Annotated in this window: 9 protein-coding genes; 7 read left to right on the top strand and 2 right to left on the bottom strand. The window is 51.0% G+C overall.

The genetic code is table 11. The annotated features are described in order from the left end of the window. Positions 1 to 65 precede the first annotated feature (65 nt). Positions 66 to 1,790: an acetate--CoA ligase gene (acsA, locus tag HFP08_RS17935; protein ID WP_168121983.1), complete on the top strand. Its 1,725-nt coding sequence runs from the start codon at positions 66 to 68 to the stop codon at positions 1,788 to 1,790. Positions 1,791 to 1,863: 73 nt separating this feature from the next. Here the strand turns inward: acsA and HFP08_RS17930 are convergent, their stop codons facing one another. Then, positions 1,864 to 5,004 carry a transglycosylase domain-containing protein gene (locus tag HFP08_RS17930; RefSeq protein WP_168121982.1) on the bottom strand — a complete coding sequence of 1,047 codons (3,141 nt, stop codon included), beginning with the start codon at positions 5,002 to 5,004 and terminating at the stop codon, positions 1,864 to 1,866. A 281-nt stretch (positions 5,005 to 5,285) separates the two neighbouring features. Between HFP08_RS17930 and HFP08_RS17925 the strand changes: the two genes are divergently transcribed. The 6 genes from HFP08_RS17925 (at position 5,286) to HFP08_RS17900 (ending at position 11,677) form a co-directional block, all read left to right on the top strand. Beyond that, a complete protein-coding gene (locus tag HFP08_RS17925) occupies positions 5,286 to 5,822 on the top strand; it encodes an NfeD family membrane protein (RefSeq protein ID WP_168121981.1) in 537 nt (178 codons plus the stop codon). A gap of 18 nt (positions 5,823 to 5,840) precedes the next feature. Then, entirely contained in the window at positions 5,841 to 7,385 is a 1,545-nt protein-coding gene (locus HFP08_RS17920; protein WP_168121980.1) for a flotillin family protein, read from the top strand. Between the two features lie 163 nt (positions 7,386 to 7,548). After that, positions 7,549 to 9,108, top strand: a complete 1,560-nt coding sequence (locus HFP08_RS17915) for a spore germination protein (protein ID WP_168121979.1) — start codon at positions 7,549 to 7,551, stop codon at positions 9,106 to 9,108. 2 nt (positions 9,109 to 9,110) lie between these two features. Continuing rightward, on the top strand, positions 9,111 to 10,316 hold the full coding sequence (locus HFP08_RS17910) for a Ger(x)C family spore germination protein (RefSeq protein WP_168121978.1): 1,206 nt from the start codon (positions 9,111 to 9,113) through the stop codon (positions 10,314 to 10,316). A 6-nt stretch (positions 10,317 to 10,322) separates the two neighbouring features. Beyond that, positions 10,323 to 11,453 (top strand): GerAB/ArcD/ProY family transporter, encoded by a 1,131-nt coding sequence (locus HFP08_RS17905; RefSeq protein ID WP_168121977.1) that lies wholly within the window; start codon positions 10,323 to 10,325, stop codon positions 11,451 to 11,453. Further along, positions 11,450 to 11,677 (top strand): hypothetical protein, encoded by a 228-nt coding sequence (locus tag HFP08_RS17900; RefSeq protein ID WP_168121976.1) that lies wholly within the window; start codon positions 11,450 to 11,452, stop codon positions 11,675 to 11,677. Before HFP08_RS17905 ends, HFP08_RS17900 begins: the two co-directional genes overlap by 4 nt. 177 nt (positions 11,678 to 11,854) lie before the next feature. Here HFP08_RS17900 and rpsD read toward each other — a convergent pair whose 3' ends face one another. Then, complete coding sequence (gene rpsD / locus HFP08_RS17895; protein WP_168121975.1) at positions 11,855 to 12,454, bottom strand: 30S ribosomal protein S4; 600 nt, start codon at positions 12,452 to 12,454, stop codon at positions 11,855 to 11,857. Positions 12,455 to 12,679: the final 225 nt, after the last annotated feature.

Below are 12,679 nucleotides of genomic sequence, written 5' to 3'. Positions count from 1 at the left end.
TAAAGGCGTGTTGAAAGCGCATACGGCATTTAATATCAGATAAAGAGTGATGGGAGAGTGATAGTATGATCAACTTACATCAAGAACGAATTCCTGCAACAGCGCAAAATCCAAATTTGAAAAGCTATGAAGAGGAAGCGGCTTCCTTCGACTGGAAGCAGATCGAGAAGCAATTCAGCTGGCATGAAACCGGCAAAGTGAATATGGCATATGAGGCGATCGACCGCCATGTCGAGCAAGGCAGAGGGGAGAAAACGGCTCTTCATTATAGCGATAACGATAGAGATGAAGCATACACCTTCAAACAGTTGAGCGAGCAATCGAACCGATTCGCCAACGTACTTCGCGACATGGGCGTGAGCAAGGGAGACCGCGTATTCATCTTCATGCCGCGAACGCCCGAGCTGTACTTCAGCGTGCTCGGAGCGCTCAAGATCGGCGCTGTGATCGGGCCGTTGTTCGAGGCATTCATGGAAACGGCCGTGAAGGACAGATTGCAGGACAGCGAAGCGGTTGCAATCGTTACCACGCCCGCGCTGCTGCATCGGATTAAACGAGATGAGCTTCCGAATCTGAAGCATATTATTGTGTACGGCGACGAGATTCCTGCAGAAGAGGGTATCATCAATTATAAAGAGAAAATGCAAGAAGCGTCCGAAACAGCGGAAATTGAATGGCTGGATCGCGAGGATGGTCTTATTCTGCATTATACATCCGGCTCAACCGGCAAGCCGAAGGGCGTCTATCATGTTCAGAATGCGATGATTCAGCATCTCTATACCGGTCAAATCGTACTTGATTTGAAGAAGGATGATGTCTACTGGTGCACGGCCGATCCAGGCTGGGTGACAGGCACGTCTTACGGAATCTTCGCTCCATGGCTGAACGGCGTAACGAATGTAATCAGAGGCGGGAGATTCAGCCCCGGCGATTGGTACAACGTCATTCAGAAGTACAAGGTAACCGTCTGGTACAGCGCTCCGACAGCTTTTCGCATGCTGATGGGGGCGGGGGACGATCTGTCGACTCAGTACGATCTGACGAGTCTCAGACATGTGCTGAGCGTCGGCGAGCCGCTTAATCCCGAGGTTGTGCGGTGGGGAATGAAGGTTTACGGGCAGCGCATTCATGATACATGGTGGATGACCGAGACGGGAGGACAGCTTATTTGCAACTATCCAAGCATGGATATAAAACCGGGCTCCATGGGCAAGCCTTTGCCTGGCGTATCGGCTTCTATCATCGACGACAGCGGCAATGAGGTACCGCCATATCGCATGGGCAATCTGGCCGTTCGCACGCCTTGGCCGTCCATGATGCGCAAGGTGTGGAACAATCCTGCGAAGTACGAAGAATACTTCCGTCTGAGCGGTTGGTACGTATCTGGCGACTCCGCCTACAAGGATGAGGATGGTTACTTCTGGTTCCAGGGCCGGATCGACGATGTCATTAACACGGCAGGCGAGCGAGTTGGTCCTTTCGAGGTGGAAAGCAAGCTGGTCGAGCATCCGGCGGTAGCGGAAGCCGGCGTCATCGGCAAGCCGGATCCGATGCGCGGCGAGATTATCAAGGCATTTATCGCGCTCCGCGAAGGCTATGAGGCTTCGGAAGAGTTGAAGAAGGAAATTTCGCAATTCGTGAAGGTGGGCTTATCCGCTCACGCGGCTCCAAGAGAAATTGAATTCAAGGATAAGCTGCCGAAGACAAGAAGCGGCAAGATTATGCGCAGGGTGCTGAAGGCCTGGGAATTGAACCTGCCGACAGGAGACTTGTCTACTATCGAGGATTAATGAAATGAAGAAGGCTCTCAGACGATTTTGTCTGAGAGCCTTCCTTTGGTATAGAGCAGATAATTGATCCGGGCTAGTTCGCTCCGACGGTTACAATCGCCGAAGGCGTGGACGCTCCCGCGCTATTCTCGGCCGTTACATAATAGGAGCCGCTCGCAAGCGTGACGGAATGCTCAAAGCTCGTCTGCGATGTGGATGCAATCTTCTGGAAAGAGCTTCCGCTGCCGGATTTGAAATAAATATTATATTGAACAACCTGATCCGACACTGGGTTGGCGGACCAACTGAGCGTCGTGCTGAGAGCGCCGCCCTCAGCTTGAAGTCCGGTAGGCGCGGAAGGCGTCGAGATTGGACTCGAATCGCCATTGCCGTCTCCTTCTCCCGAATTGTCGGGTTGATTCGGGTCTACCGGGAGTCCTGGCTGATCGGTGTCGCCAGGGTCGGTCGGGAACCCCGGTAATCCAGGGAACTGCGTACCATAATTCATAATCGCGCTTGGCGCAGATTCGTTGCCTACAACATCCACTGCGACGACATAATACTGTGTCTGCTCTTGACTGGATGCCGTAAAGCTGGAGGAATACGAGCCTCCATCAAGAATGGATTCTCCGAATTTCGCATAATCGCCGCCATTCACCGCCCGATAGATCCGGTAGCCAACGACATCCGCGGAAGGGCTCTCCGTGAAGGAAATTGTAAGAGCGTCGTTCGCTCCTGCTTGCAAACTTGCGCTGGCAGGTGGAGCAGGCACTACACCGTCATCTTCTCGAGGATCGGTCTTGGACGGTGCGGCATTGGCAGCGTCCGTCGGCACATAGACGGACATTGGTCTGCGGCTCTTCGCCGGAAGCACCTTCTGCGCATTCTCGATTTCATCCATCAACACATCCAGAGGCTTCAGTCTCTTGATAAGAAGCTTCTCGGTGACCATATCAAGCGGCGTGAGCGGGTTAGGCACATAATTGATGCCGTTGTAAGTAATGATTGCCATATTGACGAGCGCATTGTCGGTTTCCTTCGGCACATCATTTTTGTTGAACCAGTCCGTCACGGACATGCCGGCCGCTTTCGTCAGCTCGGAAGGAAGCAATCCGCTTGCCGTCGACACCGTTGCCTTCACGATGCCGTCCGGCTTGTTGAACGAATCCGTTACGAACAATTCAGGCTTTTTCTCGGTCAACTCGTTCATAATGAGTCCCCATATGTTGCGGGCTCTCTTATGTCCTTCATTCGACAAGGAATTGATCGACTCCTCGTAGCCGGACCATACGCCGAGCGTAACATCGGGAGTGAAGCCCATGAACCAAACATCGGCATAGCTCTGCGTGGAGCCTGTTTTGCCTGCGATTGGAATTTCCTTGTATTTTTTGAATTGCGACACAAGCGAGTGACCGGAGCCGCGAGGATCCGAGATGACCGTTTTGAGCATATCCGTAATGAGGAATGCGGATTGCTCGGAGAACACTCGCTTCGGCTTTGGCGTATGCTCATAAATAATTTTGCCGTTGGCATCCGTAATCTTCTCGATCATATACGCATCGTTGAGAATGCCGTTATTCGGAATAGCGCCGTAGGCATTGGTTAATTCTTCGACCGTGACGCCGAGGCTGAGTCCTCCGATAACGCCTGTTTGCGCATAAGCGTCCTCAGGCTGCAAGGTTGTGATGCCAAGCGATCTGACGAAATCCCAGGCTTTCGGAATCGTGACGATATCGTTGAAAATTTTGAGCGCAGGAAGATTCATGGAACGGTTGAGCGCTTCACGCGCCGTCATCAGTCCGTCAAATCGATTCGTCACATCCATCGGAATATGGTAGCCCTTCTGCCCGTCCTTCATTACAATTGGAGCGTCGTCGAGAATGCTTGCCGGCTGTATGAGACCCATCTCGATGGCGGGCAGATAAGCGGCTACCGTCTTCATCGTGGAACCCGGCTGGCGAATCATCTGAGTCGCGAAGTTAAGCTGCTCCTCGTAGAAATCCCTGCCCTCCAGCATGCCGAGAATCGCTCCGGTCTTGTGGTCGAGCATGAGACCGGCGATCTGCTCCATGCCTTTTGTCTCGCTGTCCGGGCTGAAGTTATCGGGATTATCGCCGACATCATGCATGATTTTGTATACATCTTTGTCAATTGTCGTATAGATCTGATAGCCGCCGCGAAGCAGCTGCTCTCTCGCTTCTTCGATGAGCGGAGCAGTCTCCTTGTCGCGAAGATCCTCCTGCGTAATGCTCGGATCCTGCTGCATCAGAAGCACCTCTGCAGCTTGACGCTCGGCTTCTAGCATAAGATATGGATAAGTCGTATAGGCTTTCTCGCTTGGCTCCGCAATGCTGGAACGGAGGTCGAAAGCAATCGCTTCCTCATATTGCTGTTGATTGATTCTTCCTGTTTCCAGCATGCGCTGGAGTACGAGCTGCTGACGCTTCACGGCGCGCTCGAAGCCGTCTTCATTGAATTTGCCCGATCCGGTAAACGCGCTGTACAGCGATGGCAATTGCGGCAGACCCGCAAGATAAGCGGATTGGGCAATATTCAGCTTGCTGAGATCCGTAATATTGAATATGCCTTTGGCCGCTGTTTTGATGCCGTACACTTGATAGCCGTTGGAGCCATTGCCGAACGGCATCTTATTCAAGTAAGCCGTCAATATTTCTTCCTTGGTCAAATAACGCTCCATGCGAAAAGCGAGGAAGATTTCTTTGAACTTGCGGCTGTCAGTTTTGTCGAGACTCAGAAACACACGGCGAGCAACCTGCTGTGTCAACGTACTGCCTCCGGTCTGGACATCCTCATTAAGGAACTTCTGCTTAATGGCTCTTGCGAGGCTGCTGATATCGACGCCCTTATGCTCATAGAAATTGTTGTCTTCCGTCGCAAGCAAAGCGTCAATGACCCCTTGAGGAATTTCATCATACGCAACGACAATGCGATCCTCTTCGGTTCGAAGCTGCCCGACGAGCGTGGCATCATTGAAATAGACATAGCCGGTCTCGGTATATTCGCCGACCTTATCCTGAATGACGCTCTGCGGTCTGACCGGCTCTTCCTTGACCAAGGCCGCTACATATCCGGTCACTGCGCCTCCGGCCAGCAAGCCGAAGAAAATGCCAAAATAAATCACCCATTTGACCGTTAGGAAAGTTACCAGTCCGAACATTCGCCAGCTGCTTTGTTTTTCCGGTGTTTCCGGCGATTGTTGTTGATCCTCGTGCATGTAAATGATTCCTCCTCCAAAATAGCATCCTTATTATAGCATAAATTGCTTAAGGGTACATGCGTCCTTGGGGCGATGTCAATCAAGGCGTTCCGCATAATTGACAGTTCAGGGCTCCTGTGATATAAATTCAATGCCGTCATTCATCCTTTTTCCAGAACAGAGCGGCACAGGCCGGTCGACTGATGAAATTCGGTTTCATTTTGCAACTATTTCTGATGTCGGTCGTATTAAATAACGGAAACGATTACAGGTTATGGATGAAGGGGAGGAGGAAGAGGATGGAAACGTTGTTTATGACTTGCTTGGTCGGAGGCATTTTGTTCGCGTTGATCAGTTTAATTTTTGGAGATCTTCTGAGTCACGCGCTGGATGGAGCGCTGAATTTCATCTCGGCGGACAGCTTATCTTTCCTGCAGCCGATGACGCTTGTCGGAGGCATTACCGTCTTCGGGGGTGCTGGATATCTGCTGACGAAATACAGTATGCTGGGGGCGGCTGCGGTTGTCGTGCTTGCCTTGCTTATCGCCATTGCCGCCGGAACGGCCGTCTTCTTCCTCTACGTGAGGCCGATGGAGAACAGCGAGAATTCGATCGCCTTCACGCTTCGTTCCCTGTCCGGGCTGCCTGGGGAAGTGATCGTGCCGATTCCCGCTGGCGGCTACGGAGAGGTGCTGGTACGCGCGGGCGGCGGCGTGACGAACCAGATTGCGGCAAGCTTTGACGGCGTGCCGATCGCATCGGGCTCGCGGATTGTTGTAGTTGAAGTGAAGGATAGCGTGATGTACGTCTCTGAGCTTAACCTGTCAATCGATTAGAAGAGAGGGGAAATGTAGATGGAAACTGATGTGTTAATGATTCCGTTGGTAGTTGTAGGCGTTCTGATTGTGCTTGGCTTGGCGTTCTGGGCAAGATACAAGACGGTAAGTCCGGACGAGGCGATGCTTGTGACCGGATCGTTCCTTGGCTCGCGGAATACGCTGGTTGACGAGTCGGGAAGAAAGGTGAAGATTATACGAGGCGGAGGCGCGTTCATCCTGCCCGTGTTCCAGAAGGCCGAATACTTATCCTTGCTGTCGCATAAGCTGGATGTTTCCACTCCTGAGGTGTATACGGAGCAAGGCGTGCCGGTAATGGCCGACGGCGTTGCGATTATTAAAATCGGCGGCGCGGTCGAGGATGTCGCCACGGCGGCGGAGCAGTTCCTCGGCAAGCCTACCGAAGCGTTGAAGGGCGAGGCGCAAGAGGTGCTCGAAGGTCATCTCCGCGCGATTCTCGGCTCCATGACCGTTGAAGAGGTGTACCGAAACCGCGACAAGTTCGCGCAGGAGGTGCAAGGCGTTGCGGCCAAGGATCTGAAGAAGATGGGACTCCAGATCGTGTCCTTCACGATTAAGGATCTGCGTGACAAGCACGGCTATCTCGACGCGCTCGGCAAACCGCGTATCGCGGCAGTGAAGCGGGATGCGGAGATTGCGGAAGCGGAAGCGATCCGGGATTCGCGGATGAAGAAAGCGGTTGCCTCGGAAGCAGGCCAGAAGGCCGAGCTGCTTCGCGATACGAATATCGCCGAAGCCGAGAAGGATAAGGAAATGAAGGTTGCTTCCTTCAAGAGAGATCAGGATACCGCTCGAGCGGAAGCCGATCAGGCCTATTTCATTCAAGAAGCTAGAGCGAAGCAAAGCGTTGTGGAGGAGCAGATGAAGGTCGAGCTTGTGCGGAAGGAAAGAGAGATCGATCTGGAAGCGAAAGAGATTCTGCGCAGAGAGAAACAATACGACGCGGAAGTGAAGAAGAAAGCGGATGCCGACCGTTATTCGGTCGAACAGTCCGCGGAAGCGAACAAAGCGAAGCAGCTTCGCGAAGCCGATGCGCTGCAATATCGCATCGAAGCGGAGGCGAAGGCGCTTGCGACGCAGAAGCGTCTGGACGGTCTTGCCGTAGCCGAAGCCGAGCGCGCCAAAGGTACGGCGGAGGCCGATGTCATCCGGCTGCGCGGTCTTGCGGAAGCGGAGGCGAAGGAGAAGCTTGCCGAAGCGTTCGAGAAATTCGGAGAAGCGGCGGTGCTCGACATTATCGTGAAGATGCTGCCTGAGCTTGCGGGCAAGGTTGCGGAGCCGATCAGCTCCATCGACAAACTGACGGTAGTGGATACGGGCAATGGAGAAGGCGCCGCGCGTCTGAGCAACTATGTCACCTCGTTAATGTCGACAGCGCCAGAAATGCTGAAGAGCGTCTCCGGCATTGACGTGAATAATCTCATTCGCGGTCTAACGTCCAAGGCAATCTCGCCGACTGCTGCGGCTCCTGCGGCGAAAAGCGCTGTTCTGCCGAGCAAGGCAGTAGACGCCGTCGCACAGAGCTTGAAGGAAGAGTTATAGTAGCACGGCCCCCGGAATGGGGGCCGGACGATTTACATAAAGCGCAAAACCCCCATTGAATTCTGAATTCAATGGGGGTTTTGCCGTTGCGAATATTTCTCTTGTTTGATGCAAACATTAAGATTGCCAATCATTGTATGTATCTAAACAAAGGGGAGAGCATATGAATTCGGAGCAACTGATCGAACAAGTTGAGCCTGAGGCGGACGATACATTCGCTTACCCGGACACAACCGAACTCGAGCCGAGGCTGCAGTGGTACAGGGCGCAGCTGGAGCGATGCTTTGACGCTGTTTTTCATACGTTTGTTGCCGGGGAGTCCGTTCCATGCGCGATTCTTTATTTGCAAGGAATGTGCAACGCTGATTTGATTCAAGAGCATCTACTTGTCCCGTTGCTCGCACAAGAGCAGCTTGTCGATGCTCTGTCATTGGTTCGCTTTTTGTTCGACAAGCGCAAAGCGCCGCTTTCAAGCAGTCTCGCATTCGTAGATCCCTTCAAGGCACTAAACGCCCTGTTGGATGGACACGGACTGCTGCTGATAGACGGTGACGAGAGAATTATGGATTTGCCATTTCCCCATTACGAGAAACGCTCCGTTGAGGAAGCGCCCAATGAATCGGTTATTCGCGGACCGCGCGAAGCCTTTGTCGAAAGCTTGGATACGAATGTTACTCTTATTAGAAGACGGATTCGCAGTCCTCACTTTAAGCTGGAAAAGATGGAGATTGGCGAAACGACTCACACCTCTGTCATTATCGCTTACTTGGATCATATCTGCCCGCAAGAGCGCGTTAAGGAATTGAAGCTCCGCCTTAATGGGATCAAGATCGACGGCGTGCTCGGTTCGAGCTATCTGGAGGAGGCCATTCAGGACAATCCCTACTCCCCCTTCCCGCAGTTGCAGCATACCGAACGTCCTGACACAGTGTCCGCTTCCATATTGGAAGGTCGAATCGCCGTACTCATCGATAATACGCCAATTGTAATGCTGGCGCCGCTTACTTTTTTCATGATGCTGCAGTCTGCTGAGGACTATTATCAATCCTTTATTGCAGCTTCATGGATTCGGAGCATCCGGTTTATTTTTCTATTCGTATCTCTGATGCTGCCCTCATTCTATATTGCTGTGACGACCTTCCATCCTGAAATGATCCCTTTCAATCTCCTGATTTCCGTATCTTCCTCAAGGGAAATTGTCCCGTTCTCGGCTTTGATGGAGGCTTCCATGATGGAAATCGCATTTGAAGCCTTGCGTGAGGCATCGGTACGTATACCTAAATCCGTCGGTCAAGCCGTATCCATTATCGGCGCTCTTGTTATCGGCACGGCTGCCGTACAAGCCGGCATCGTATCTGCGGCCATGGTAATCATCGTATCCGTCACCGGAATCGCTTCATTCATTATTCCGAACTTCGATCTGGGACTTTCCTTCCGGTTGCTTCGCTTTCCGATGATGTTCTTGGCCGGAGTATTCGGCATTTTCGGTATTGCCTGCGGTGCCATTATCATCTATGTGCACATGATTAATCTGGAGACATTTGGCGTGCCTTATTTAGCTGGAGCTGCCCCGAGAATCGTACATAATCGGGAAGACACGCTAATTCGCGCCCCATGGTGGAAGATGCGCCTGTTGCCTTTCACTGCTCAAGCCAACCACAGGCTGCGCATCTCTCAGGATTTGAGAGGCTGGACCCGGAGCAAGAAGAAGGAGAAAGATTAGTCATGAGAGTCTGGCACCAATTCTACTGGAAGATTGGACTGTCGCTTCTTCTATCACTGTCCCTGACGGGGTGCTGGTCGGCGGTAGAACTGAACAATCGGGTATTCGTCAGTACACTGATTATCGACCAGGCTGACGAAGGTATTGAGCTTACAATCGGGTTTCCCCTTACCAATCAGCTTATCCCTGGCCAAACAGGAGGCGTAGGAGGCAGCTCTCAGCCATCCGCGTTCATCAGCCGTACCGGCGGCACTCTGGAGGAAGCCTTACAAAAAATTCAAGGCGATCTTTCAAGGAAGCTCACCTTTGGACAGACGCAAAGCATTATTATTGGCACGAAGTACGCTCGTCATGGTATTGAACATATTCTTGAATTTATTGTGCGTCACCCCTATTTGCATCTGAATTCCAACCTATTCCTTGTCGATGGAAACGCGAAGGAGAAGGTTGCCCGGTCTCCCGTTCTGATCGAGCGTTTCCTTATGTCTGTATTAAGCGGCTATGTTCGAAATAATCAGGTGCTCAGTACAACGGTCAAGGATATGATGAATATTAAGGAGAATGCAGGAGACCGGATTCTGCCGGTTCTCAATTTCAAATATAATTATACGATTTCGACAAAAAAACAATATCCTACAGTTGGCACGGGGGGAGCGGGTGTTTTCAGGCAAGGCAAACTGATCGGGCCTCTGCTGACTCCGGAGGAAACCTCTTCGGCCAGAAGCTTGTTAGCGCAATTAAAGCAATATATCTACAGCGTATCTTCGCCAACCGACGGCAAAAAAATCGGGGTTTATACAAATTCTATGAAAACCGTCCTGACTCCAGAGTTAAATGGGGAAAATATTACGATGCATATCCATTGTTTCATAGAAGCGGGGATTATCGCTTCCGAGTCATCGCTGGACATGAAGAAAATGGAGAGTTTGACTTTAATCGAGGAGGTAATCGAGCAAATCGCTCAAAGCACGATGGAAGCGTTGATTGTCAAAACGCAGCGTGTAGGAGCGGATGTGTTTAATTATGGCCAGCGAATCGAAGTCAAATACCCTCGGAAGTGGAACGAAATCCGAGGGCAATGGCGAGAGTACTATAAACATAATCTCAAAGTCAAGGTCTCAGTGCATGTTAGCTTGAAAAGGACAGGATCTTCCTCTCAAGCATTCAATAAACAGTTTCTGAACTCCAATACTTCTAGTGGGAGGTAAGGCATCATGGCGAGAGGATCAATCACTTCCGGACAATTGACCAAGCTGTTTGCGCTTCATCTGTTTTCCACCATGATTGCCTTCATGCTCAGCCTTATGGTTCGCAGGAGCGGATTCAATGCTCCGCTCGGCATTGCGGCCGGAGCGGTACTGGGACTTGGCATTACATATGTTGCATTTCGATTAGGCATACGCAGACCCGAACAGTTTTTTGTGGAATACGGAAAACAAATTGTCGGCAAATGGCTGCATTATCCACTCATGCTCTATGCGGCTGCTTCTTATCTTCTAATTGCGATTCTAAATTTCTGGGAGCTTCAGGATTTTCTAACGCAGTTTTACTTGATCAATACCCCTCCATGGGCAATTGCAGGCTTATGCGGCATCTGTATTGCTTATACGGTACGATTTGGCATCAAATCGGTATTCCGGTCGGCAGAAGGGATATTTTATCTCAGCATGTGCTCTTTTCTGCTGATTCCGCTGCTGGTTGGAGACACCTACGAGTGGTTTATTGCCAAAGGCATCCTCACCCACTTCAGTTTGGCTCAAGCATGGCCGACTGCCTATTATACTGCAAGCGTGTATGGAGAGATGGGACTGGTGATATTCCTGTTTCCTTATTTATCGGAGCCCAAAAGCGCATGGCGACCTATCGTATGGGCGATCCTGATATCGGCTGCCATTACGCTGCTGCACATTGGTCCCGTGCTGCTTACTTTTGGCGTGGAGCTAGCTTCCAATTTGAATTACCCTGAGTTGGAGCTGCTTCGTTTTATGAAAAACGGTACGTTTCTGGAGACGCTTGATCCGGCGCTTATCGCCTTGTGGCTAATAAGCATCTTTGTCAAGCTCGGGCTGATTATATTCATTGTTTCGCATATTTTGTCCCATATGATTGGCCTGAGGACGCATAAGCCTATCGTCATCCCGATCACGCTGTTAGTCGTAGTGAGTTCCCTGAGTCTGTTCGAGAACACCATTCAATTTCACGAGGCAATGTCCGGGGGGATATTGACTGTCTTTATGATCGGAGAATTGATCCCTGCTTTGTATTTTGTCGTGGACAGCGTTAAATCCTGGTTCGGAGTCGGACAAAGAACTTCACATTCTGAAGAGGAGCGCTCTCCCGCATGATTACGATTCTGATTCTGTTCGTTTTGATCGCCATATTCGAATGGCGCAGTCAGGCGATTGAACAACATTCCAAAAAAAACTTAGTCTCTGTCCTGCTATTCATCGCGGCCATCATGCTTACGACAGAGACGCTCTATCTTCTCAAGGACAGCTTTCACCTAGCTGTGCTAATTGAGACCCTGTTCAGTCCCCTTGAGCACGCTATAGTGGGAAAGTCCCCTTGATAATGTGCAGGGCAATTTGGCCAAATTCGCATTGCCCGATTTATTCCAAGAAATTCTCCATTGAGCGCATAAATACAAAAATAAGTATTGAAGATCATACAAAAAAACCTCGGAGCTCCCAAGTAACAAGAGGGCTCCGAGGTGGTTTCTGCGACACTTCTTTGCGAAGTCGGTCGATTAACGGCTGTAGAATTCGACGATTTGCTTCTCGTCAATTTCTTGGGAAAGCTCGGCGCGATCCGGCAAACGAACGTACTTGCCTTCCATTGCCTGTTCGCTGAACTCAAGGTAGTTCGGGATGTGATGACGGCCTTCCAAAGCTTCTTTGACCGCTTTCAGACCGCGGCTGCGCTCGCGGAGACCGATTACATCGCCGACAGCTACTGTGTAGGAAGCGATATCCACTTTCTTGCCGTTAACGGTAATGTGACCGTGAGCGACCAATTGACGCGCGCCTGCGCGGGAATTGGAAAGCGCCAAACGATACACAAGGTTGTCCAGACGGCTCTCCAGCAAAGCCATGAAGTTTTCGCCGGCTTTACCTTTTTGCTTCGCTGCTTTGTCGTACAAGTTGCGGAATTGCTTCTCGTTCAAGCCATACATATGGCGAAGCTTCTGCTTTTCCTGCAATTGAACGCCGTAACCGCTCATTTTTCTGCGTTGGTTAGGGCCGTGTTGTCCCGGCGGGAAAGGACGCTTCAAGTCTTTTCCTGTACCGCTCAGGGAAATGCCCAGACGGCGGCTTAATTTAAATTTTGGTCCTGTATAACGTGCCATATCTCGTATTAACTCCTTCATCAAATGAAATTTTGAGTTTGGGGTTGTTTCGCGGAAAAACGTTCTTCGATCAAGCATGCCTGATCCAGATAAGCACCTCAGCCGCAGGCCTATCCGTGAACATCAATCCTGAGGGTGACACAAAACCGTACGCCCATGTTTTCAACAATTAATATTATATGAAATAATGATGAAAAGTCAAGCGGTTATATCCGATAAGCTTGC

The sequence above is a fragment of the Paenibacillus sp. HB172176 genome, assembly GCF_011947265.1.
Classification (GTDB): domain Bacteria; phylum Bacillota; class Bacilli; order Paenibacillales; family Paenibacillaceae; genus Pristimantibacillus.
The sequence above is the reverse complement of the archived record's forward strand: the minus strand, read 5'-3'. Positions and strand labels throughout refer to the sequence as shown.

Coding starts and splice junctions, on each gene's coding strand:
- acsA (WP_168121983.1), top strand. CDS start 66: ATGATCAACTTACATCAAGAACGAATTCCTGCAACAGCGCAAAATCCA.
- HFP08_RS17930 (WP_168121982.1), bottom strand. CDS start 5,004: ATGCACGAGGATCAACAACAATCGCCGGAAACACCGGAAAAACAAAGC.
- HFP08_RS17925 (WP_168121981.1), top strand. CDS start 5,286: ATGGAAACGTTGTTTATGACTTGCTTGGTCGGAGGCATTTTGTTCGCG.
- HFP08_RS17920 (WP_168121980.1), top strand. CDS start 5,841: ATGGAAACTGATGTGTTAATGATTCCGTTGGTAGTTGTAGGCGTTCTG.
- HFP08_RS17915 (WP_168121979.1), top strand. CDS start 7,549: ATGAATTCGGAGCAACTGATCGAACAAGTTGAGCCTGAGGCGGACGAT.
- HFP08_RS17910 (WP_168121978.1), top strand. CDS start 9,111: ATGAGAGTCTGGCACCAATTCTACTGGAAGATTGGACTGTCGCTTCTT.
- HFP08_RS17905 (WP_168121977.1), top strand. CDS start 10,323: ATGGCGAGAGGATCAATCACTTCCGGACAATTGACCAAGCTGTTTGCG.
- HFP08_RS17900 (WP_168121976.1), top strand. CDS start 11,450: ATGATTACGATTCTGATTCTGTTCGTTTTGATCGCCATATTCGAATGG.
- rpsD (WP_168121975.1), bottom strand. CDS start 12,454: ATGGCACGTTATACAGGACCAAAATTTAAATTAAGCCGCCGTCTGGGC.